The organism is Mesorhizobium erdmanii USDA 3471, from assembly GCF_000472705.1.
GTDB lineage: Bacteria > Pseudomonadota > Alphaproteobacteria > Rhizobiales > Rhizobiaceae > Mesorhizobium > Mesorhizobium erdmanii.
Genome location: NZ_AXAE01000021.1, coordinates 118,994 through 139,955, shown reverse-complemented (window position 1 = coordinate 139,955; position 20,962 = coordinate 118,994). Strand labels below are relative to the sequence as shown.

Below are 20,962 nucleotides of genomic sequence, written 5' to 3'. Positions count from 1 at the left end.
TGCTAGCCGCCCTTGGCATTGAGCTTCTGGCGATACTGCTCGGCGTCCCAATTGACCAGTTCGTCATTTTCGGCCGCGGTGAGATAGTTCAATCGGGCCGCGACATCGACGCGCGCGGTCACGTCGGCGAGGCAGCGCTGCATGGCGTCGGCGCCGGCATTGGCGTCGCCGCGCATCAGCACGCCGGCGCCGGGGAACAGGATCGCGGCCGGCGCCGCGCCTAGCCGCGCGGTGACGGCGGTCGCATCCTCGCCCGGCCTCGCCACGACGGAACCCTGGCCGAGGAAGATGACATGGTCCGGATAGAGGCTGCCGGCCTCGGCCACGCGGCGGCTTTCGGGATCGAGCGCCACCGCATGGGCTTCGACATCGGCCGGCAACCGGTAGACGCTGTCGCCGGCAAGCGCCGTCAAGGCAGCGATGTCGGGCGCGGCGGTGAGGCGCGCCGGCCGGGCCAGCAGCGAGCGGACGCGGCGGAGCAGGCGGTCGGCCTCCGCGACGGTTTCGGCGGCAACGACCAGCCCGTGATTGCCGAGGATCAAAACGTCGACACCAGGCCGTAGTTTTTCGGCAATGCCACGGGCAAGCGGCAGGCCCGGCCGGAAATACGGCACATAGGCCCATTCGATGCCGCCGAGCCGCCTGGCGGCCTCGGCCTCGCCATCCGCCTGTACGGCAAGCGAGATCGTATCGACGCAATGGACATGCAAGACCACGCGCTGCGGCATCAAGGCATGCACCGTGGTCTCGATCGACGGACGCAGGCCGCGCGGGTTGAGTTCATCGATGGCAAAGGCCTGCGGCTTGTCGGCGGCCGGATCGCGCCGTTCGACCGCGTCGAGCAGCGGCGCCATCGCCACCGGCACCATGATGTCGTCGGTGAGCGCATCCTTCAGCCAGGTGCCCGACGCCTTGATCCACAGCGTGTCGCCGGCCTTGAGCGAGGTGTTGCCGCCCGCCGCCTGCGTCATATGCGGGTCGCCGCCAATGGCCGCCGAAAGCGCCTGCAAGGCTGCCAGTTCCTGCGCGTCAGCTTGGGTTGCCATGGCGCCTTTCCTTCCACGCTGCACGAAATCCCGTCGCACGGGCCGCCGTTGGCGATGATATCGCAGATACGATCGACTTACGTCAACAGTGATCTACTATCATCAAAACTGGCTTGCAATCTGACTAATGTTGAGTAAGTTGCGCCAATTGCCATGGGAAAATGGCATAGGGAGGAAGAAGTTGAGCGACTCCGGCCGCCAGCGTCAGATCGTCGAACTGTTGCGGGACCGCCCGTTCGCCTCGGTGCGCGAGTTGCAGGAGCGGCTTGGCGTTTCAGCCGCGACGGTGCGGCGCGATATCGACCGGATCGACGAGGCCGGCGAGGCGCGCAAGGTCTATGGCGGCATCTCGGCGCTCGACGGCGCTTCCCATGCGGGCGTGGCTTATGCCCGGCCCTATGACGAAAACCGTGACCTCGCGGTCGAGGCCAAGCGGCAGATCGCGGCCTTCGCGGCAACCATGGTGCGCGATGGCGACGCGGTCATCGTCCATGGCGGATCGACCTGCTTCCACCTCGGCGTCAAGCTCGCCGAGCGCAACATCCGGCTCTACACCAACTCGATGCCGCTCGCGGCCTATCTCAGCGACCATGGCCATTGCAGCCTGACGGTTGCCGGTGGCGACCTGCATCGCGAGCCCGGCATCATCCACTCGCCGACCCAAGCGACGCCGTTCTATGCGTCGAAATTCTTTCTCGGCGCGCAAGGGCTCAACCAGGAGGGGGTGCTGGAATCGCATCCATTGCTCGTGCGTTCCATCGTCGACCTCAGCCTCTGCGCCGATCAGATCGTAGTGCTGGCCGACAGCCGCAAACTGTCGATTCACGCGCGCAATGTCGCGCTGCCGCTGTCGCGCATCGGCACGCTGGTGACCGACGACGGCCTTTCCGACACCGATGCGCGCATGCTGGAGGACGCTGGCGTCATGGTGCGGATCGCGTCCATTCCGGGAGCGGTTCCGTGAAAGTCGCGGTGCTCGATTTCGGTAAGACGAATTCGAAGCTGTTCGTCTTCGGCCAGGACGGACGCATCCTCGACGAGCGCCGGACCCAGCCGCAATGGACGCGCCAGAACGGGTTCAGCGTGCTCGACGAGGCTGCCCTTCATGATTGGGCGCTGGATGCCGTCGCCAATGCAGTCGAAGACCATGGCGTGGAAGGCGTCATGGTATCTGGCCATGGTTGCACCGTCGCTCTCGTGAATGAGACGGCGCTGACGCATCCGATCCTCGACTACGAGCAGGAACCGCCAGCCGAAATCGCGGCGCGGATCGACCGCCTCATTCCGGATTTCGCCGAGACGTTCTCGCCCCGCCTGCCGCTCGGCTTCAACTATGGCCGTCACATGCTGTGGCTGCAGGAGGTCGATCCCGACGCGTTCGCGGCCGCGACATCGATCCTCGGCTATCCCCAGTACTGGAGCTGGCGCCTCGGCGGCAGGCCGGTCAGCGAAGTGTCCTATCTCGGCTGCCATTCGCATTTGTGGGCGCCGCGCGCACGAGACTTTTCCTCCTTGGTCGACGCTCAAGGTTGGCGTGGCCAGATGCCGGCCTTCGCGCGCGCCGGCGCCGTGGTCGGCGAACGGCAGCTTGGCGGCGTGGCGCGGCCGATCGCCATCCATAACGGCGTCCACGATTCGAATGCGGCGCTGCATGCCTATCGCCGCCAGGCGCTTGGCCCGCTGACGGTGGTGTCGACCGGCACCTGGGTCATCGTGCTCAATCCCGACTGCCCGCTGGAGGCGCTCGATCGCGAGCGCGACATGCTGGTCAATGTCGACGTCGACGGAGGCCCGGTGCCGACCATCCGCTTCATGGGCGGACGCGAATTCGCTGATATCAGCGGCGGCTGGCAAGGCGCGATCGCTCCTGGCTCGATACAGCAGGCGATCGACGCCGGTTTCATGGCGCTGCCGAGCTTTGCGCCGGGAGGGCCGATGTCAGGCCACCGCGGCGAAATCATCGGCGGCACGCCGAGCGCGGGGGAGCGTGCGGCGATGGCACTGCTTTACGTCGCGCTGATGGTCGATCTCTGCCTCGACCTGATCCATTCGCAAAACACCGTGATCGTCGATGGCGGGCTGAACGCTGGCGGCTTGCTCGCCGGGTTGTTGGCTGAGCTGCGTCCCGCCCAGGCCTTTCTGCAAGGCGCCACGCTGGAGGGCAGCGCCACGGGCGCCGCGGCGCTCGCCTTCGAGAGCGTCGGGCGCGAATTCGCCGCCGAGGCGCCGGAGCCGGTGCGGGCGACGCGCTTTACCGGCCTTGCCGGCTACCGCGACGCCTGGCGCGATCGTGTTGCCGGGCAGGGTGGCGGCGTCAAAGCGGCGGGTGGCGCACGATGAGCGCGACGGCACAGATGTCAGCGATCCGCCAGCCGGTGCTGGAGATGCGTCATATCTCCAAGACCTTCGGCGCGGTCCGCGCCCTGCACGATGTCTCGCTCAGCGTCCACGCCGGCGAGCTGCACGCGCTGATGGGCGAGAATGGTGCAGGCAAGTCGACGCTGATGAAGGTACTGTCGGGCGCCTATCGGCCGGATGCCGGCGGCGAAATCCTGATCGATGGCGCGCCCGCAATGACCGGCGATCCGATCAAGGCGCGCGCCGCGGGCATCGCGGTGATCTATCAAGAGCTTTCGCTGGCGCCCAATCTGACGGTGGCGCAGAACATCTTCCTCGGCAACGAGCCGCGGCGCTTCGGCATCGTCGACCGCGAGCAATGCAGCCGGCGCGCCAGCGAGATCGTCGGCCGGCTCGGCGTCTCCTTCTCGGCGCGGGCCCTGGTCTCAAGCCTGTCGCTCGGTGAGCGCCAGCTGGTCGAGATCGCGCGTGCGCTGTCGACCAATGCGCGCATCATCGTCATGGACGAGCCGACGACGTCGCTGACGTCACGCGAGACCGACCGGCTGTTCGAGGTGATCGCGACGCTTAAGGCGCAAGGTATCGCCATCATCTACATCAGCCATCGCATGGAAGAGGTCTATCAGCTCGCCGACCGCGTCAGCGTGCTGCGCGACAGCGGCTATGTCGGCACGCTGGAGCGCGCCGACCTCAACGCGTCGCGGCTGGTGTCGATGATGGTCGGCCGCGACCTCTCCGCCTTCTACAAGAAGGATCATCGCCCGCCGGACGGGAAGCGCACGGTCGCGCTCTCGGTGCGCGGCATGTCCGACGGGCGCCTGCTGAAGAACTGTTCGTTCGACCTCTATCATGGCGAAGTGCTGGCCCTGGCGGGCCTCGTCGGTTCAGGCCGCACCGAACTCGCCAGGCTGATCTTCGGCGCCGACAGGCGCAGCGCCGGCACGCTGGAACTCGACGGCAAACCGATCTCGATCGGGTCGCCGCGCGAGGCGCTCGATGCGGGCATCGCCTACCTCACCGAGGACCGCAAGGAACTCGGTCTGTTCCTCGATATGTCGATTTCCGACAACATCAGCATGGGTGTGCTGGGCAGGGATGCGCGGACCGGCGGATTTCGCGATTTCACCATCGCCGACAAGCGCGCGGCGAAAGCCATCGCCGATCTATCGATCCGCACCGGCTCGGCGCAGGCCAATGCCGGTTCGCTGTCGGGCGGCAACCAGCAGAAGGTGCTGCTCGCCCGGCTGCTCGAGACCAAACCGAAGGTCGTCATCCTCGACGAGCCGACGCGCGGCGTCGATGTCGGCGCCAAGTCGGAAATCTACCGGCTGATCGACAATCTCGCCAACAGCGGCATCGCCATCCTGATGATCTCCAGCGAGCTGCCCGAGGTGATCGGTGTCGCCGACCGCGTTCTGGTGATGCGCGACGGCGCCATAGCCGGTGAGGTGACGGCGTCCGGGGGCGACCCGCTGCGTCAGGAAGCGATCATGGAACTTGCGACGGGAGCGGCCCAGGGATGACCGACAAAACGACGACGAGCGTGGATCAGGCGACGGTCAGGAGCCGGCGGCTGCGTACCGCCTTCGCGGCGCTCGGCATGCTGCCGGTGCTGGTGCTGCTGGCGGCCGGCTTCCAGTTCATCAATCCGCGCTTCCTCACCGAGACCAACCTGCTCATCGTCACCCAGCAATCGTCGATCAACATCGTGCTCGCCGCCGGCATGACCTTCGTCATCCTGACCGGCGGCATCGACCTGTCGGTCGGCTCCATCCTCGCCGCCTCGGCGATGGTGGCGGTGATCGTGTCGCTGGTGCCCGACTGGGGCCTGCTCGGCGTGCCGGCGGCGATCCTGGTCGGCCTTGGCTTCGGGCTCATCAACGGGCTGCTCGTCGCCTATATCAGGCTACCGCCCTTCATCGTCACGCTCGGTTCGCTGACGGCCGTGCGCGGCATTGCCCGCCTGCTCGGGCAGGATACGACGGTGTTCAATTCGGACCTTCCGTTCGACTTCATCGGCAATGGCTCGCTGTTCGGCATTCCGTGGCTGGTCATCATCGCGCTGTCGGTGGTCGTCTTGTCCTGGCTGGTGCTCAAGCGCAGCGTGCTCGGCACCTGGATCTATGCCGTCGGCGGCAATGCCGAAGCGGCGCGGCTGACCGGCATAAAGGTGCCGCTGGTGCTGCTCTTCGTCTATGGCGTTTCCGGCCTGCTTGCAGGCCTCGGCGGCGCCATGTCGGCGGCAAGGCTTTACGCGGCCAACGGCCTGCAACTCGGCCAGTCCTACGAGCTCGACGCCATCGCCGCCGTCATCCTCGGCGGCACCAGCTTCGTCGGCGGCGTCGGCTCGATCTGGGGCACGCTGATCGGCGGCCTGATCATCGCGGTGCTGTCCAACGGGCTCATCTTGGCCGGCGTCTCGGACATCTGGCAGTACATCATCAAGGGATTGGTCATCATCGTGGCGGTCGCCCTCGACCGCTACCGGCTCCAGGCCGGAGCAAGAACGTGAGTGACCTGGTCGCCGGCATCAACGACCGGCTTGTGTAACGCACCGTGAGAGGCGCGGGGCAATTGGAGGAAGTAAGCGTAATGAAGACCATCACCAAACTGCTCTGCGGCGCCGCGTTGGCGGCCGTCGCCATCGCGCCGGCATCGGCCAAAGACCTCAACAAGGTCGGCATCTCGGTTGGCCTGCTTGGCAACCCCTTCTTCGTCGCCACCATCAAGGGCATCGAGGACGCGGCCAAGAAGATCAATCCGAAGGTCGAGGTGACGTCTGTGTCGGCCGACTATGACCTCAACAAGCAGGTGTCGCAGGTCGATTCCTTCATCGCCGCCGGCGTCGACGTGATCATGCTCAACGCGGTCGACGCCAAGGCGATCGCGCCGGCGGTGAAGAAGGCCCAGGCCGCCGGCATCATCGTCGCCGCCTTCGACGTCTCGGCCCCGGGCGCCGACGTCACCGTGATGACCAACAACGTCAAGGCCGGCGAAGAGGCCTGCCAGTACCTGGTCGACCACACCGGCGGCAAGGGCGACTACGTCATCCTCAACGGCCCGGCATCGTCGTCGATCCTGGAGCGGGTCAAGGGTTGCAAGAACGTGCTTGCGCAGCATCCCGATATCAAGATCCTCTCCGACGACCAGAACGCCGAAGGCTCGCGCGATGGCGGCCTGAAGGTGTTCCAGTCGCTGCTGACCCGCTTCGACAAGATCGACGCGGTGTTCGCCATCAACGATCCGACGGCGATCGGCGCGCAACTCGCCGCCAAGCAGCTCAACCGTTCGGAGTTCATCTTCACCGCCGTGGACGGCGCGCCCGACATCGAGAAGGAACTGTCGTCCGGCAAATCGATGATCAAGGCCTCGGCCTCGCAGGATCCCTATGTGATGGCAGGGCAGTCGCTGACGATGGCGGCCGAATTGCTGGCCGGCAAGAAGCCGGCCGAGGCGACCGTGCTGCTCGATCCCAAGCTGATCACCGCCGAGAACCTGAAGGACTACAAGGGCTGGACCGCGGCCCGGTGATCCGACACAGGCGCGGCCGGTCCACCCGGCCGCGCCTATCTTTTCCTCTTCCGTAAACCGGAGACGATCATGTCGCGCATCGGAATCCATTCTTTCGTCTGGTCGGCGAGTTCGGCGCAAAGCGAGCTCGAACGCACGCTGGCCAACACCAGGGAGGCCGGATTCGACCTGATCGAATTCTCCTATCTCGACCCCGCCAATGTCGATATTGGCGGGCTTGCCAAACGCATAGCCGATCTCGGCCTTGGCGTGGCGATCAGCATCGGACTGCCCGCGGATGGCGACATATCGAGCGCCGACAAGGCGATCGCGGCGCGCGGCGTCGATATCCTCAACCAGACCATCGCGCTGACGCGCGACCTGGGCGGCCAGAAAGTCGGTGGCATCCTGTCGACCAGTCATGGCCTGCAGACCGAGGCGCCGACGCGCGATCAATGGAGCCGCAGCGCTGCCACGCTGGCCAAGGTCGCCGAGACGGCCAAGGCGGCCGGCGTCACGCTCAATCTCGAGATCGTCAACCGCTTCGAAAGCAATCTGCTCAACACATCAGCGCAAGGGCTGGCCTTCATCGAGGACACAGGCTCGGACAACATCTTCCTGCATCTCGACACGTTTCACATGAACATCGAGGAGGCCGATGTCGGGCTGGCCATCCGCCATGCCGCGGGCAAGATCGGCTATGTCCATATCGGCGAGAGCCATCGCGGCTTCCTAGGTACCGGCAATATCGATTTCGCCGCGATATTCGATGCGCTGACGGCCATCGGTTATGACGACGACCTGAGCTTCGAATCCTTTTCGTCGGAGATCGTCGACGAGAACCTGTCGAAGAAGACCGCCATCTGGCGCAATCTGTGGACCGACAACATGGCGCTCGCCAAGCACGCGCGCGCCTTCATCGGCCTCGGGCTGGAGACGGCGCGGCGCAAGGCCGAACTCGTCTCGGCGCGCCACAAGCAGTAGACCCGACGCGGGCAAACGTTGCGGGTTCTCATCGCACATGCATTGCTCCCGTCATGCGTATCGGCTATCCGACCTCCGCGACACATGAAGCAGAAGGAGCCCGGCATGACCAACAAGACGATCCTCAAATTTGGCGCGGTCGAGCACGCGGAAGCCGGCGACCTGCCTGGCTGGATCGTGGTCGAGGGCCATCCGACCATGCAAACCGCCGTCCAGCACACGACCGAGGATGGCAAGGTGATGTCCGGCACCTGGCGGGCGTCCCCCGGCACCTATCACGCGACCTATACCGACTATGAGTTCGTGCACATGATCGCCGGCCGCATCATCATCACCCCCGACGGCGGCACACCTGTCGAAGTGGGTCCCGGTGACGCCTTCGTGGTCGAAGCCGATTTCAAGGGAACCTGGAAGATCATCGAGCCGGTGACCAAGCATTTTGTGGTCCGGGTGGCCTGACGCCCCGGCCTCGATCACGCCAGGCAGGCAGGTCGCCAGGCGGGCCTAAACGCCGCATTGACCTGGTCGGGCATCGGCAGTCTCCTTAGGATCGCCTTGGCGTTCAACGGCTGAACGAGGAGACGACAGATGCATCGGCGTGGCTTTCTGGCGGCAGGTCTTGCCACCGTTCTTGTGAGCGAGCGTGCCGTCGCCCAGATGAAGATGGACGGCATGCCGGGCATGGATATGGGCGCTCACGCAGGCCATGACATGGGCGCGGCGCCGCAAGGCGTGGCCGTTTTGCCCGAAGGCGAGGCGTTGCGCGAATTGCCCCTGCTGGCGAACGAAGCCAGTGTGCCCGGCCTGTTCAAGGCGACGCTGACCGCCGGACCCGCCACGGTGCGTTTTGCCGAAGGACTGGACACGCCGATCCTCGGTTACAACGGCACCAGCCCCGGGCCGCTGATCGAGGCGGTCGAGGGCGACCGCGTCGAGATCACCTTTGCCAACCGGATTGCGGACGAGGCAAGCACCGTCCACTGGCACGGCATGCCAGTGCCGGCCGACCAGGACGGCAACCCGATGGACCCGGTCCCGACCGGCACCGATCGCATCTACAGTTTCGACCTGCCGGCAGGCAGCGCCGGCTCTTACTGGTATCACCCGCATCCGCACGGCAAGACGGCCGAGCAGGTCTATCGAGGCCTTGCCGGCGCGTTCGTGGTCAAGCCGAAGGCCGATCCGATCCCGACCGCCTATGGCGATACCGTGCTGGTGTTAACCGACCTGCGCCTTGCGCCCGATGGTAGCTTGCCGGACAACACGATGACGGACCTGATGAACGGGCGCGTCGGCGACCATGTGCTTGTCAACGGACAGAAGAATCCGACACTGACGGTCCCGCTTGGCACGAAGCGGCGCTTCCGATTCTACAATGCGACCAATGCGCGCTTTTTGAGGCTCTCCTTTGGCGCCGCGGCGATGACGATCATCGGAACGGACGGCGGCCTGCTCGAGGTCCCAGTCGCGGCCGGAGACATCCTGCTCAGCCCGGCGGAACGGATTGAGCTGGTCGTCTCTTTCGAGAGGCCCGGCGCGGCGACGCTCACCACGCTCGACTATGACCGCGGCTGGATGGGTCCAGGACGGCCCGCCGATGCCGGGATGACATTGCTGACGGTCAATGTCCAGCAGACCGAGGCGGATCCCGTTCCGCCACTGCCCGAAAGGCTGCGATCGATCGCGCAGCTGGGCGCTCCTGCCGTCAGCCGGCGCTTCGTCTTCACCGAAACCATGACCATGAACGCCAGCGGCATGGAGATGGGGTTCCTGATCAACGGCGCCGCATTCGACATGAACCGCATAGACGTCATTGCCAAGGCTGGACAGGTCGAACTTTGGGAGATCGTCAACCAGGCGGACATGGATCATCCATTCCATGTGCATGGGACGCAGTTCCAGGTGATCGAGCACGAACGCGGCGGCATGGTATCGAAGCCGGCCTATCGCGCCTGGAAAGACACCGTCAATGTCGCGCACGGAGAGACGGTGCGCCTGCTGTTGCGGCAGGACCGGCCGGGGCCGAGGATGTATCACTGCCACATCCTCGAGCATGAGCAGCTTGGCATGATGGGCATTGTCGACGTGCAGGCATAGTTCGGCGTGGTGCCGCTCTATGGCGCGTTGTTCATCAACGCATTCCTCGCCGCAACCATCCTGCCGGTCTCATCGGAGGCGGTGTTGGCCGGTCTTGTCGTCTCGGGCCGTGGTGATCCAGCTCTGCTGCTTGCTGTTGCCACGATCGGCAACACGCTCGGCTCCGTGGTTAACTGGGTTCTGGGGCGTGGCATCGACAGCTTTCGGAACAAGCGCTGGTTTCCTGTCACATCCGATCGCTATGAGCAGGCATGCCGGACTTTCAGGTGCTTTGGCGAATGGATCCTTCTGTTCGCCTGGCTGCCCGTTGTCGGAGATGCTCTCACCCTTGCGGCGGGCGCCGCACGCGTGAACCTCGGCGTGTTCGTCGCTCTGGTCGCAATAGGCAAGGCCGCACGCTATGCGGTGATCATTGCGGGAGGGTTGTGGGCGACGGCGTGACCAGCCGCTCATCATCCAGACTGGTCCCGAGAGGCCGTGTTCGACCGACCGAAGACCATGCTTTGCATGACACCATCGCGCAGCAGCACGAAATGCGCCAGGGCAGCCAGGACGTGAACACCGGCAAGCCCAAGCAGGATCCAGACCAGCTTTGCATGGATGAGCGCGAAGCCTCTTGCCGACAGCGCGCCGACGGATGGCGCCAACGGCACGGGCAAGTCTCCGAAAAGCCGTGCGGGCGGCATGAATGGCATCGGCCGGTAGCCCAGCCATCCCGTTGTCAGGACGGCGAGGATCGTGGCGTAGAGAAGTATATGGAAGAAAGCCGTCGCAAACCGCATGAACCGTGAGGTCGGCCTGACAGGGGCCTGCGTGAAGATGCGCCAGCAAAGCCTGAGGACAATGATGGCCAGGATGGTCACACCGATCGACATGTGAAGCGGAAGCCAGTTCATCATTGCCATGCCCGGCCCCCTCATCGGGCCGAAGGCAATGGCGATCTGCGCCGCGAGCGCGATCACGGTGAGCCAATGCAGCAGACGAATGCTGAACTGCCAATGCCGGCGAGGTTTCTCGCTCACCTCCGCAGCCCGACGGTCATCAACGGTGCGCATGAGGGCGTGATGTCTTCGTCCTCTTCAACGAAACTGATTTCGCAAAAGGTACAGTACTTCCTCGCCAAGCTCTTGAAAATGCGTGGTGATCCCGACAGGAATCGAACCTGTGACCTACAGATTAGGAATCTGCCGCTCTATCCTACTGAGCTACGGGACCACGCGGCCCGACACATAGCCGCTTCGGATCGTTTCGCCAAGAGGCCGGCCGCAGGCAAATCGGCCGACCCTTTGCGCTTCTGGCGTCAGGCGGCCAGCGCGGTTTCGGCCAGTTTCACCCAATAGCTCATGCCGTGCGGGATGGCCTCGTCGTTGAAATCATAGGCCGGGTTGTGCAGACCGGCAGTGTCGCCATTGCCGATGAAGATGAAGGCGCCGGGGCGGGCTTCCAGCATGTAGGAGAAGTCCTCGCCGCCCATCACCGGCTGGATGCCGCGGTGGACATGGGCGTCACCGGCGACATTGGCCGCGACGTCGCTGGCAAAGACCGTCTCGTCCGCATGATTGAAGGTCACGGGGTAATTGGCCTGGTAGTCGACCTCGATCCTGGCGCCGAAGGCGATTGCCAGCCCGTCGCAGATGGTGCGGATGCGCTCTTCGGATTTCTTGGCGATCTCCTTGCGCAAGGTGCGCACGGTGCCGGCGATCTCGGCCGATTCGGGAATGATGTTGTAGGCGTCGCCGGCATGGAACTTGGTCACGGAGACCACCACGGCCTCGACCGGATCGGTGCTGCGCGAGGCGATTGTCTGCAAAGCGCCGACCAACTGGCTGGTGATGACGATGGGGTCGATCGTGCCGTGCGGCATCGCGGCATGACCGCCCCTGCCTTTCACGGTGATGGTGAACTCGGCCGTCGCCGCCATGATCGGGCCCGGGCGGATGGCGAACTGGCCGACAGGCAGGCCAGGCATGTTGTGCATGCCGAACACTTTTGAGATGTCGAAGCGTTCCATCATGCCGTCCTTGACCATCTCGTTGCCGCCGCCGCCGCCTTCCTCCGCCGGCTGGAAGATCACAGCCACGGAGCCCGCGAAATTGCGCGTCTCGGCGAGGTATTTCGCGGCACCCAGCAGCATCGCCGTGTGGCCGTCATGGCCGCAGGCATGCATCTTGCCGGGAACGGTCGACGCATAGGGCTTGCCGGTGATCTCGTTGAGCGGCAGAGCATCCATGTCGGCGCGCAGGCCGATGGTGGCGCCTTGCCCCTGGCGGCCGCGGATGATGCCGACGACGCCGGTCTTGCCGAGGCCGGTGACCACGTCATCGCAACCGAACTCTTTCAGCTTTTCGGTGACGAAAGCCGCCGTCTTGAAGACATCGAAGTTCAGCTCCGGCGTCTGGTGCAGATGTTGGCGCCAGCCGGCAACTTCGTCCTGCATTTCAGCGGCGCGGTTCAGGATTGGCATGATGGTTCCATTTCGTGGTTGGAGCAGCCGGCTTCAGCCTGGTGTTTTGCAATTATGGCCGGTCTTTTGCGATTGTGATTGTCAGGCACTTTGCCATGTTGGCGTCACATAGGGTAAATAGCACCGCATCGATGCGGTCCGTTTTTGAGGGTCGGACTCATTATGCTGGCGGTCACGTAACAAAATCTTACGGAGCCAGAGGCGACTACGGCAAGAGGCGATTTCGGATTTGATCATGCGGCACAGGCATTTCCTCAAACTATTACCCGCTGGCGCAATCATGCTGTCGGTGCTGGCCGGGTCGGCGCTGGCCAATCCGGTGATTGTCTTCGACCTGAAGAACGGCCAGATCCTGCAGCATCAGGATGCCTTCAAGCGCTGGTATCCGGCCTCGCTCAGCAAGCTGATGACCGCCTATGTGACCTTCCGGGCGATCGCGGCCGGTGAAGTCCAGCTCGATTCGCCGATCAAGGTGACCAAGCATTCCGCCGGCGAGCCGCCAAGCAAGATGGGTTTCAAGCCGGGCTCGGTGATGCGGCTCGACAATGCGCTGAAGATGATGCTGGTCAAATCGGCCAATGACATCGCCATGGCTGTCGGCGAGAATGTCGGCGGCTCGCAAGCCGCCTTCGCCGAAAGGATGAACGCCGAGGCGGCGCGGCTGGGCATGAATGGCACCCATTTCGTCAATCCGAACGGCCTCTATTCGCCGGACCAGTACACGACGGCGCGCGACCTTTCGGTCCTGGTGATGGCGATCCGCGGCGAATTCCCGCAATATGCGCCCTGGTTCTCGATCGAAGGGCTTGCGGTCGGCAAGAAGGCCATCCCCAACTACAATCTCCTCATTGGCCGCTATCCCGGCGCCGACGGCATGAAGACGGGCTTCGTCTGCCCTTCCGGTTTCAACATGATCGGTTCGGCGACGCGCAACGGCCGCACTCTCGTCGCGGTCGTGCTCGGCGAGAAGTCGGCGGTCAGCCGTGCCGAGACCGCGGCAAAGCTGCTCGACCAGGGATTCGACACGCCCGCCGCCGGCCCGGCCACCGTCGCGACGCTGGCGCCCTATGGCGATACGATCTCGCCCAACGACATGCATGACGAGGTCTGCAAGAAGAAGACGCCGGAGGAGCAGTCCGAGGCGCCACCGGCGGCCGCCGCCAAGGACGTGCCGAAATCGCCCTATCGGGAGAAGCTCGACCATGTGCCGACGCTGATTGCCGTCGGCCTCGGCGGCGCCACCGGCCCGGCGCCGAAGGCAATGCTCGACCAGGGCGGCCAGGAATATGCCGACGTGCCGATCCCGAGCTGGCGGCCGGATCGGCCGGCGCCGACCGGCGCCGGTCCGGCCGTTGCCGGTTCCACCGCGCAAGGCGATCAGCCGGTCAAGGTCGCGAACTAACCTGATGAGCGGCTTCCCGATCCCTGTCTCGGTGCTGACTGGCTTCCTCGGCGCCGGCAAGACGACACTGCTCAACCGGCTGCTGAAGGACCCCGCGCTGGCCGATACGGCTGTCATTATCAACGAGTTCGGCGAGGTGGCGATCGACCATCTGCTGGTCGAGCAGGCCTCCGACGGCATCATCCAGCTTTCGGACGGCTGCCTGTGCTGCACGGTGCGCGGCGAACTGGTCGATACGCTGGCCGACCTGGTCGACCGGCTGCAGACGGGCCGTATCGCCCGGCTTGCCCGCGTCGTCGTCGAGACCACCGGGCTGGCCGACCCGGCGCCGGTGCTGCAGTCGATCATGGCGCATCCGGCACTTGTCCAGGCATTCCGGCTCGACGGCGTCATCACGCTTGTCGACGCGGTCAATGGCAACGCCACGCTCGACACTCATGTCGAGGCGGTCAAGCAGGCCGCGGTCGCCGACCGCATCGTGCTGAGCAAGGCCGACATGGTCACCGATGCCGGCGATCTCGAAACGCTGCGGGCCCGCCTGCGGCAGATCAATCCGGGTGCCGAACTGCTCGATGCCGGCAGCTCCAGGACAGGCGTAGCGGCGCTTTTCGATTGCGGCCTCTACAATCCCGCCACCAAGTCCGCCGACGTGCGGCGCTGGCTCGGCGAGGCGGCGCATGATCACCACCATCACCATGACGGTCATGAGCACGGGCATAACCATGGCCACGATCAGCGCGTGCGCTCCTATTCGCTGGTCCATGACGGCCCGGTGCCGTTTTCAGCCATAGAAATGTTTCTCGATCTGCTGCGTTCGACGCATGGCGAGCACCTGCTGCGCATGAAGGGCGTGATCGAACTTCGGGAAGATCCATCACGCCCGCTGGTCATCCACGGCGTGCAGAAGATCCTGCATCCGCCGGCGAGGCTGCCGGCATGGCCGGACGGCCAGCGCGGCACGCGGCTGGTGCTGATCACGCTCGATATGCCCGAGGGCTATGTGCGCCGGCTGTTCGCCGCCTTCACCAACCGGCCGTCCGTCGATACGCCCGACCGGGCGGCGCTGGAAAACAATCCGCTGGCGATCGCCGGGCGATAGTCTTACGACCCTTGTCCACCGCGTTCGACCAGGAAGCGATGGCCACCTGACATCGCCGCCGTTTCAATGAGCTGGTGGCCGGCGTCCGCGCAGAAGGCGGGAATATCGATGACAGCCAGAGGATCGGTGGTCTCGAGCCACAGCCGGCTGCCCGGCTTCATCCCGGCCAGGCGCTTTTTCGCCTTCAGCACGGGAAGCGGGCAGTTCAGGCCCTTGAGGTCGTAAATAGCGGTGTCCGCAGCCAAGATTGGGATCAGCCGCCGAACATGCCGAGCAGCTTGTTCTTCAGCTTGGTCACCCGGCTCTCATCGGCGCTAGCCGCCTGCGTTTCGGCCTCCGGTGTGGCCTCGCTGGGAGCGGCGATGGTGGCGGTGGCGACCGGGGCTTCCTTGGCGGCCTTGGCCGCTTCCTTCGCAGCCACCGCTTGCGCCTTCGCGGCCTCCTTTTCGGCCAGCGCCTGTGCCTTAGCGGCTTCCTTGGCTTGCTTGGCGGCCTCTATGGCGGCCAGCCTCTGCTCCTCGGCCTTCTGCTTGGCGGCTTTCTCGGCGTCGAGTGCAGCCATCTTGCGCCCAGCCGGCGAATCGATGCGGCCCATGCGCGCCGTCTCGGTCACCGAGCCATCATTGTTGAGCGACGGCGGCTCGATCGGTACCCGCTCGCCGCGCGCCCGGCGCTTCGACCAGTCGGAAACGATGCTGGCTTCCTTGATGCCCGCAATGGTCGGCTTGGGCGGCGGCACGCTGGCCTTGAGCGCGCTGTTGAAGGCGGCATCATAGGTGCTCTGATAGGCGTTGTAGGCGCTCTTCAGCGAATCCGGCTGCGTGGTCGCCGGGCAGGGGCCGGTCGGATCGAAGGTCTGGCCGTCGGCGGCGACCTGGTTGAAGACGTAGCGCTTCTCGCAGACATCGACCTTCGGCGGTACCTTGGTGACCTCGAAATTGTCGTAGCCGACCTTCAGCATCTTCCAGAACTCGTAGTTCGGGTCGTTGCGGTAGCGCGCCATGTTGGCGGCGGTCATGCGGAACGGAAAGGCCTCGACCTGGAACTCGGTCTGACCGCCCTGGAAGGCGTCGCGGCCGAAGGCATAGATCTGTTCGATCTGCGCGTCGGTCATCGAATAGCAACCCGAGGACGAACAGGCTCCATGCACCATCAGGTTCTGGCCGGTGCGGCCGTTGGCACGGTCATAGGCGTTGGGAAAGCCGATGTTGAAGGACAGATGGTAATTCGAGCGCGGATTCATCTGCGCCGGACGGACCGTGTAGAACCCCTCGGGCGCCTGGCGGTCGCCTTCGGTGTATTTGGGGCCCAGCTTGCCCGACCATTTGCAGATGTCGTAGCTCGCCACCATATCGTAGCGGCCATTGGTCTTGGCCTTCCAGATTTCGAGCTTGCCCTCTTCCTTGAAGATGCGCGCCATCACCGACGAGGTGCGCACCATCCCCTTGGCTCTCATGTCGGCGAGGATCTTGTCCGGCAGCGGCTTGTTGGCCTCCGGGGCAAAGTCCTTCATCGACGAATCATTGCAGCCGGCGATCGCTATCGAGGCGACGAGGGTTCCGGTGCGGGCAAGCTTGGCAAACATGGATACGGCTATGTCTCTTCTTTCGGGCCAATGGCTTCGAAACAGCCGAACCCGCATGCTGAACATCCACGGACCGTAAGCCCGTTAACCTTGAAAATTCCTTACCGCAAGCCTCGGCCAGCGCCTTCAGCCAATTTCATTGAGCCGAATGCGACGGCATTTTTGTGGCGAAATTACTCATTGCCGCCATCTTGCCGTGGGCGTGGTCCTCTGACGGCTCTGTTCCGCCGCAGGAGAAGTTCAGAGGCTGCGGCCCATCGCCAGATATTTCTCGCGGCGCTGTTCGCGGAAATCGGTGTTGGCGCCGGCGAAATCCTTCATCGTCTTGGCGATGAGGTCGCCGGTTGCGGCAATCACCGTTTCGGGGGCGCGCTGGGCGCCGCCCATCGGCTCGGGGATGATGGCGTCGATGACCTTCAGTTCGAGAAGATCCTGCGCGGTGATCTTCATGTTGGTCGCCGCGTCCTTGGAGCGCGTGGTGTCGCGCCACAGGATCGAGGCCGCACCTTCCGGCGAGATCACCGAATAGATGGCGTGTTCGAGCATATAGACGCGGTTGGCGGTGGCGATCGCGATGGCGCCACCTGAACCGCCTTCGCCGATGACCACCGAGATCGACGGCACTTTCAGTGCAAGGCAGGCCGAGGTCGAGCGGGCAATGGCTTCGGCCTGGCCGCGCTCCTCGGCGCCGACGCCGGGATAGGCGCCCGCCGTGTCGACCAGTGTCAGCAGCGGGATCTTGAAGCGGTCGGCAAGCTCCATCAGCCGCACGGCCTTGCGGTAGCCCTCGGGGCGCACCGAGCCGAAATTGTGCTTCAGGCGGCTCGCCGTGTCCGAGCCCTTTTCCTGGCCGAGGATCGCCACCGGCTCGCCGCGGAAGCGGGCGAAACCGCCGACGATCGCCTGATCCTCGCCGAAATTGCGGTCGCCGGCGAGCGGTGTGAAGTCGCTGAACAGGCCCTTGATGTAGTCGACGCAGTGCGGCCTGTCGGAGTGGCGCGCCACCTGTACCTTCTGCCAGGGCGTCAGCGCCTTGTAGAGATCGCGCAGCGCGTCCCGCGACCGCTTTTCGAGCCGGGTGATCTCATCGGCGACGTCGACCGCCTCGCCGTTCTCGGCAAGCTTCTTGAGCTCGAGGATCTTGAGCTCGAGATCCTGCACCGGCTTTTCGAAATCGAGGTAATTATACATGCTTGAGCGGACCGATACGTCGGAAGGCAAGGACTTCGGAACCATTGAATCCAAGGCTCCGGGCGGTGAAATGTCGTCCTCACATAGCGATATGAGGCCTAGTCGGCAAGCGGATGATGATCGTTGACCAGCCGCACCAGCCGCTCCTCCAGCACATGGGTGTAAATCTGTGTCGTCGATATGTCGGCATGGCCAAGCAACTGCTGCACCGCCCTGAGATCGGCGCCGTTCTGCAGCAGGTGGCTCGCGAAAGCATGGCGCAGCACATGCGGCGATATCTTCGCCGAGGCGATGCCGGCCCGTGCCGCCAGCCCTTTCAGGTCACGGGCGAAGACCTGGCGCGAGAGATAGCCGCTGTCCGACGCCGCGGGAAACAGAAACGGACTGTCCGCGAAGGCGGGCACTCCGGCCCTGGCGGCAAGCCAGGCGCGCATTGCCGTGCGCGCCTTGGCCGACAGCGGCACCATGCGCTCCTTGTCGCCCTTGCCGCGCACCATGAAGAAACGGTCGTCGCGCTGCGCCACCTTTACCGGCAGCCCGACCAGTTCGGAAACGCGCAGGCCGGTGGCGTAGAGCACCTCGACCAGCGCATGCAGGCGAAGAGCGGCCAGTCTGTCGTCGTGACCAAGCCCGGCATCGCCGGCTTCCCGCGCGGCGCGGTCGATCAGTCGGCCGGTGTCGGCCTCGCTCATCGTCTTGGGCAAGGGGCGGCCCTTTTTCGGGCTGTCCAGAGTGCCGGTCGGGTCGTCGGCGCGCAGGCCCTCGGCGTAGAGGAATTTGAAGAACTGGCGGATCGCCGACAATTTGCGCGCCTGCGAGGTCGGCGCGAAGCCACGCGCGGCGATGTCATCGAGATAGGCGCGAATATCGCCGGCGGCCGCACCGGCCAGCCCGCCCGCGATCCCGATCGAAGCGTCTTCGAGGTCGCGGCGATAGGAGGAAAGCGTGTTTTCGGCAGCACCGCGCTCGGCGCTCATCATTTCCAGGAAGGCTTCGATGCGGGCGGCGCTGTTCATTGCCTATCGGTCAGTTTTCCTGAGGATTCAGTTTTTCTTGGGATTCAGCTTTTCGGGCGGGATGCGCACGCTCATCTCGGCTTTCTTCGGCTCGACGAACATCACCAGCGCGAACATCGTACCATAGGCAATGCCGGCCAGAATCGCGAGGGTGACGACAAAGCGAAACAGTGTCGGCATCAATTTTCGCCCGTCTTCTTGTTCTGCGTTTCCAAACCCTGTCCCCTTATGGGACGCCAATTCGGCCAATTCAAGGAAGAAGCGGAGGCCTGTTAGCAACTTCTGATGCAGGCGTATCTCGGCCGAGATAGGCTTGCCTGTGCTCGGCGCGCTTGACGCAAACCGGCTTTTCATGTCGATACGCCGGCAAAGGGGGCCAAGGGCGGCTTATCGTTTCAAGGGACGCTGAACCGCTCTATCTCTCTGGTTTTTACACTTTTCCTGGAATTGCTCTAGAAACAGCTGATGAACGCGCACCAGGCAAATCCTCCAGGCGAGACCCACGCCGCGCTGCTTGGCCGGCTGGGCAGCCGGTCCATCGTCTTTGTCGGCCTGATGGGCGCTGGCAAGACGGCAATCGGCCGCAAGGTGGCGACCATGCTGTCGCTGCCCTTCGTCGACAGCGACCAGGAGATCGAGAGCGTCTCGCGCATGACCGTGCCGGAGCTGTTCGAGCGCTATGGCGAGACCGAGTTCAGGGCGCTGGAACAACGCGTCATCCTGCGCGTGCTGGAAAATGGCCCGCAAGTGCTGTCGACCGGCGGCGGCGCCTTCATGAACGCGCAGACGCGGGAGGCCATCGCCGCGCACGGCGTCTCGGTGTGGCTGAAGGCCGAGCTCGACCTTCTCATGGACCGGGTTTCCAAGAAGCAGAACCGGCCGCTGCTGAAGAGCGCCGACCCCCGCGCCGTGCTGGAGCGGCTGATGGGCGAGCGTTATCCGGTCTATGCGACATCGGATGTCACCGTGCCGACCCGCGACGACCGCAAGGAGGTCATCGCCGCCGAGGTGCTCGACGCGCTGTGCCGGCATTTCGGCATCGATGAAATCGCAGCGACGGGCGAGGTTGAATCGTGAGCACGGATCAGCCCGTCACCGTCGAGGTCGGCCTTGGCGACCGCGCCTACGACATATTGATCGGTTCCGGCCTGCTGTTGCGCGCGGGTGAGGAGATTTCACGCCGGCTGCCCGGTACGCGCGCCGCTGTCGTCACCGACGAGAATGTCGCCGCCGCGCATCTCGATACGTTGAAGGCCGGGCTCGAGAAGGGTGGCATCCAGCCTACCGTCATCACTATGCCGCCGGGCGAGAAGACCAAGAGCTTTGCCCATCTCGAGGCGGTGGTGGATGGCATTCTGGCGGCCAGGCTGGAGCGCGGCGACGTCGTCATCGCGCTTGGCGGCGGCGTCATCGGCGATCTCACCGGTTTTGCCGCCGGCATCGTGCGGCGCGGCATGAATTTCGTGCAGATCCCGACCTCGCTGCTGGCGCAGGTCGATTCCTCGGTCGGCGGCAAGACCGGCATCAACAGCCCGCGCGGCAAGAATCTGGTCGGTGTCTTCCTGCAGCCCAAGCTGGTGTTGGCCGACACGGAAGTGCTCGACACGCTGCCGGTCCGCGAATTCCGCGCCGGCTATGCCGAACTCGCCAAATACGGGCTGATCGACCGGCTGGACTTGTTCACCTGGCTGGAAGCGAACTGGGAAAAGGTGTTCGCCGGCGGGCCGGAGAGGGCACAGGCGATCGCCGAAGCCTGCCGCGCCAAGGCCGATGTCGTTGCGCGCGATGAGTTCGAGACCGGCGACCGCGCGCTGCTCAATCTCGGCCACACATTCGGTCATGCTCTCGAAGCCGCCACGCAGTATGACGGCGCCCGGCTCGTCCATGGCGAAGGCGTCGCCATAGGCATGGCGCTGGCGCATCGTTTCTCCTCGCGGCTCAATCTGGCCAGTCCCGACGACGCGGCGCGGGTCGAGGCGCATCTCAGCGCCGTAGGCCTGCCATGGCGGATGTCCGATATTCCGGGCGACTTGCCCGATGCCGAAGCGCTGCTTGCCTTCATCACCCAGGACAAGAAGGTATCGCGCGGCGCGCTGACCTTCATCCTGACGCGTGGCGTCGGCCAAGCCTTCATCGCCAAGGACGTTCCGGCTTCAGAAGTGCTGTCGTTCCTCAGGGAGAGCCATCCAGTCAGCCGGAAAGCCGGCTGA

21 protein-coding genes and 1 tRNA gene are annotated in these 20,962 nt (G+C 64.6%); 13 read left to right on the top strand and 9 right to left on the bottom strand.

The features are described from left to right. Window positions 1-2: 2 nt before the first annotated feature. Window positions 3-1,046, bottom strand: coding sequence for a class II aldolase/adducin family protein (locus tag A3AU_RS0118190; RefSeq protein ID WP_027054135.1), 1,044 nt, complete (start codon window positions 1,044-1,046; stop codon window positions 3-5). A 181-nt stretch (window positions 1,047-1,227) separates the two neighbouring features. Between A3AU_RS0118190 and A3AU_RS0118185 the strand changes: the two genes are divergently transcribed. The 9 genes from A3AU_RS0118185 (at window position 1,228) to A3AU_RS0118145 (ending at window position 10,436) form a co-directional block, all read left to right on the top strand. Beyond that, entirely contained in the window at window positions 1,228-2,010 is a 783-nt protein-coding gene (locus tag A3AU_RS0118185; protein ID WP_027054134.1) for a DeoR/GlpR family DNA-binding transcription regulator, read from the top strand. Continuing rightward, entirely contained in the window at window positions 2,007-3,386 is a 1,380-nt protein-coding gene (locus tag A3AU_RS0118180) for an FGGY-family carbohydrate kinase (RefSeq protein WP_027054133.1), read from the top strand. Before A3AU_RS0118185 ends, A3AU_RS0118180 begins: the two co-directional genes overlap by 4 nt. Continuing rightward, on the top strand, window positions 3,383-4,927 hold the full coding sequence (locus A3AU_RS0118175; RefSeq protein WP_027054132.1) for a sugar ABC transporter ATP-binding protein: 1,545 nt from the start codon (window positions 3,383-3,385) through the stop codon (window positions 4,925-4,927). The genes A3AU_RS0118180 and A3AU_RS0118175 overlap by 4 nt, the downstream gene beginning before the upstream one ends. After that, on the top strand, window positions 4,924-5,916 hold the full coding sequence (locus A3AU_RS0118170) for an ABC transporter permease subunit (protein WP_027054131.1): 993 nt from the start codon (window positions 4,924-4,926) through the stop codon (window positions 5,914-5,916). Before A3AU_RS0118175 ends, A3AU_RS0118170 begins: the two co-directional genes overlap by 4 nt. An 80-nt stretch (window positions 5,917-5,996) precedes the next feature. Then, window positions 5,997-6,935, top strand: a complete 939-nt coding sequence (locus tag A3AU_RS0118165) for an ABC transporter substrate-binding protein (protein WP_027054130.1) — start codon at window positions 5,997-5,999, stop codon at window positions 6,933-6,935. A gap of 69 nt (window positions 6,936-7,004) precedes the next feature. Continuing rightward, on the top strand, window positions 7,005-7,898 hold the full coding sequence (locus A3AU_RS0118160) for a sugar phosphate isomerase/epimerase family protein (RefSeq protein WP_027054129.1): 894 nt from the start codon (window positions 7,005-7,007) through the stop codon (window positions 7,896-7,898). A 105-nt stretch (window positions 7,899-8,003) separates the two neighbouring features. Continuing rightward, window positions 8,004-8,357 carry a cupin domain-containing protein gene (locus A3AU_RS0118155; protein WP_027054128.1) on the top strand — a complete coding sequence of 118 codons (354 nt, stop codon included), beginning with the start codon at window positions 8,004-8,006 and terminating at the stop codon, window positions 8,355-8,357. 129 nt (window positions 8,358-8,486) lie between these two features. Beyond that, window positions 8,487-9,995, top strand: a complete 1,509-nt coding sequence (locus tag A3AU_RS0118150; protein ID WP_027054127.1) for a multicopper oxidase family protein — start codon at window positions 8,487-8,489, stop codon at window positions 9,993-9,995. Window positions 9,996-10,001: 6 nt separating this feature from the next. After that, a complete protein-coding gene (locus tag A3AU_RS0118145; protein WP_027054126.1) occupies window positions 10,002-10,436 on the top strand; it encodes a YqaA family protein in 435 nt (144 codons plus the stop codon). 11 nt (window positions 10,437-10,447) lie between these two features. On the opposite strand, the gene A3AU_RS0118140 is transcribed toward A3AU_RS0118145, so the two are convergent. From A3AU_RS0118140 to A3AU_RS0118130, 3 genes are all read right to left on the bottom strand, one after another. Continuing rightward, window positions 10,448-11,017 carry a cytochrome b gene (locus tag A3AU_RS0118140; RefSeq protein ID WP_245235516.1) on the bottom strand — a complete coding sequence of 190 codons (570 nt, stop codon included), beginning with the start codon at window positions 11,015-11,017 and terminating at the stop codon, window positions 10,448-10,450. A gap of 116 nt (window positions 11,018-11,133) precedes the next feature. Beyond that, a tRNA-Arg gene (locus tag A3AU_RS0118135) sits at window positions 11,134-11,210 on the bottom strand. Window positions 11,211-11,295: 85 nt separating this feature from the next. Beyond that, window positions 11,296-12,459 (bottom strand): M20 aminoacylase family protein, encoded by a 1,164-nt coding sequence (locus tag A3AU_RS0118130; RefSeq protein ID WP_027054124.1) that lies wholly within the window; start codon window positions 12,457-12,459, stop codon window positions 11,296-11,298. A 235-nt stretch (window positions 12,460-12,694) separates the two neighbouring features. Here A3AU_RS0118130 and A3AU_RS0118125 point away from each other — a divergent pair, with 235 nt between their 5' ends. Beyond that, complete coding sequence (locus A3AU_RS0118125) at window positions 12,695-13,861, top strand: D-alanyl-D-alanine carboxypeptidase family protein (protein ID WP_027054123.1); 1,167 nt, start codon at window positions 12,695-12,697, stop codon at window positions 13,859-13,861. Window positions 13,862-13,865: 4 nt separating this feature from the next. Beyond that, window positions 13,866-14,960, top strand: coding sequence for a CobW family GTP-binding protein (locus A3AU_RS0118120; protein ID WP_027054122.1), 1,095 nt, complete (start codon window positions 13,866-13,868; stop codon window positions 14,958-14,960). Between the two features lie 2 nt (window positions 14,961-14,962). Here A3AU_RS0118120 and A3AU_RS0118115 read toward each other — a convergent pair whose 3' ends face one another. The 5 genes from A3AU_RS0118115 to A3AU_RS0118095 form a co-directional block, all read right to left on the bottom strand. Then, window positions 14,963-15,205, bottom strand: a complete 243-nt coding sequence (locus A3AU_RS0118115; protein ID WP_027054121.1) for a sulfurtransferase TusA family protein — start codon at window positions 15,203-15,205, stop codon at window positions 14,963-14,965. An 8-nt stretch (window positions 15,206-15,213) separates the two neighbouring features. After that, on the bottom strand, window positions 15,214-16,545 hold the full coding sequence (locus A3AU_RS0118110; RefSeq protein WP_027054120.1) for a L,D-transpeptidase family protein: 1,332 nt from the start codon (window positions 16,543-16,545) through the stop codon (window positions 15,214-15,216). Window positions 16,546-16,785: 240 nt separating this feature from the next. Next, on the bottom strand, window positions 16,786-17,736 hold the full coding sequence (locus tag A3AU_RS0118105) for an acetyl-CoA carboxylase carboxyltransferase subunit alpha (protein ID WP_027054119.1): 951 nt from the start codon (window positions 17,734-17,736) through the stop codon (window positions 16,786-16,788). Between the two features lie 98 nt (window positions 17,737-17,834). After that, window positions 17,835-18,752 carry a site-specific tyrosine recombinase XerD gene (locus A3AU_RS0118100; protein ID WP_027054118.1) on the bottom strand — a complete coding sequence of 306 codons (918 nt, stop codon included), beginning with the start codon at window positions 18,750-18,752 and terminating at the stop codon, window positions 17,835-17,837. A gap of 27 nt (window positions 18,753-18,779) precedes the next feature. Beyond that, a complete protein-coding gene (locus A3AU_RS0118095; protein ID WP_015315495.1) occupies window positions 18,780-18,932 on the bottom strand; it encodes a hypothetical protein in 153 nt (50 codons plus the stop codon). A 285-nt stretch (window positions 18,933-19,217) separates the two neighbouring features. Here A3AU_RS0118095 and A3AU_RS0118090 point away from each other — a divergent pair, with 285 nt between their 5' ends. Together A3AU_RS0118090 and aroB are read left to right on the top strand one after the other, a co-directional pair. Further along, on the top strand, window positions 19,218-19,829 hold the full coding sequence (locus tag A3AU_RS0118090) for a shikimate kinase (protein WP_027054117.1): 612 nt from the start codon (window positions 19,218-19,220) through the stop codon (window positions 19,827-19,829). Next, the gene (gene aroB, locus A3AU_RS0118085) at window positions 19,826-20,962 is read left to right on the top strand and encodes a 3-dehydroquinate synthase (RefSeq protein WP_027054116.1); all 1,137 of its coding nucleotides are present in this window, start codon (window positions 19,826-19,828) and stop codon (window positions 20,960-20,962) included. The genes A3AU_RS0118090 and aroB overlap by 4 nt, the downstream gene beginning before the upstream one ends.

What these genes read in the sequence shown, in the direction of transcription:
- A3AU_RS0118190 (WP_027054135.1), bottom strand. Translation starts at nt 1,046, where the DNA reads ATGGCAACCCAAGCTGACGCGCAGGAACTGGCAGCCTTGCAGGCGCTT.
- A3AU_RS0118175 (WP_027054132.1), top strand. Translation starts at nt 3,383, where the DNA reads ATGAGCGCGACGGCACAGATGTCAGCGATCCGCCAGCCGGTGCTGGAG.
- A3AU_RS0118170 (WP_027054131.1), top strand. Translation starts at nt 4,924, where the DNA reads ATGACCGACAAAACGACGACGAGCGTGGATCAGGCGACGGTCAGGAGC.
- A3AU_RS0118165 (WP_027054130.1), top strand. Translation starts at nt 5,997, where the DNA reads ATGAAGACCATCACCAAACTGCTCTGCGGCGCCGCGTTGGCGGCCGTC.
- A3AU_RS0118160 (WP_027054129.1), top strand. Translation starts at nt 7,005, where the DNA reads ATGTCGCGCATCGGAATCCATTCTTTCGTCTGGTCGGCGAGTTCGGCG.
- A3AU_RS0118155 (WP_027054128.1), top strand. Translation starts at nt 8,004, where the DNA reads ATGACCAACAAGACGATCCTCAAATTTGGCGCGGTCGAGCACGCGGAA.
- A3AU_RS0118150 (WP_027054127.1), top strand. Translation starts at nt 8,487, where the DNA reads ATGCATCGGCGTGGCTTTCTGGCGGCAGGTCTTGCCACCGTTCTTGTG.
- A3AU_RS0118130 (WP_027054124.1), bottom strand. Translation starts at nt 12,459, where the DNA reads ATGCCAATCCTGAACCGCGCCGCTGAAATGCAGGACGAAGTTGCCGGC.
- A3AU_RS0118125 (WP_027054123.1), top strand. Translation starts at nt 12,695, where the DNA reads ATGCGGCACAGGCATTTCCTCAAACTATTACCCGCTGGCGCAATCATG.
- A3AU_RS0118120 (WP_027054122.1), top strand. Translation starts at nt 13,866, where the DNA reads ATGAGCGGCTTCCCGATCCCTGTCTCGGTGCTGACTGGCTTCCTCGGC.
- A3AU_RS0118110 (WP_027054120.1), bottom strand. Translation starts at nt 16,545, where the DNA reads ATGTTTGCCAAGCTTGCCCGCACCGGAACCCTCGTCGCCTCGATAGCG.
- A3AU_RS0118105 (WP_027054119.1), bottom strand. Translation starts at nt 17,736, where the DNA reads ATGTATAATTACCTCGATTTCGAAAAGCCGGTGCAGGATCTCGAGCTC.
- A3AU_RS0118100 (WP_027054118.1), bottom strand. Translation starts at nt 18,752, where the DNA reads ATGAACAGCGCCGCCCGCATCGAAGCCTTCCTGGAAATGATGAGCGCC.
- A3AU_RS0118095 (WP_015315495.1), bottom strand. Translation starts at nt 18,932, where the DNA reads ATGCCGACACTGTTTCGCTTTGTCGTCACCCTCGCGATTCTGGCCGGC.
- A3AU_RS0118090 (WP_027054117.1), top strand. Translation starts at nt 19,218, where the DNA reads ATGAACGCGCACCAGGCAAATCCTCCAGGCGAGACCCACGCCGCGCTG.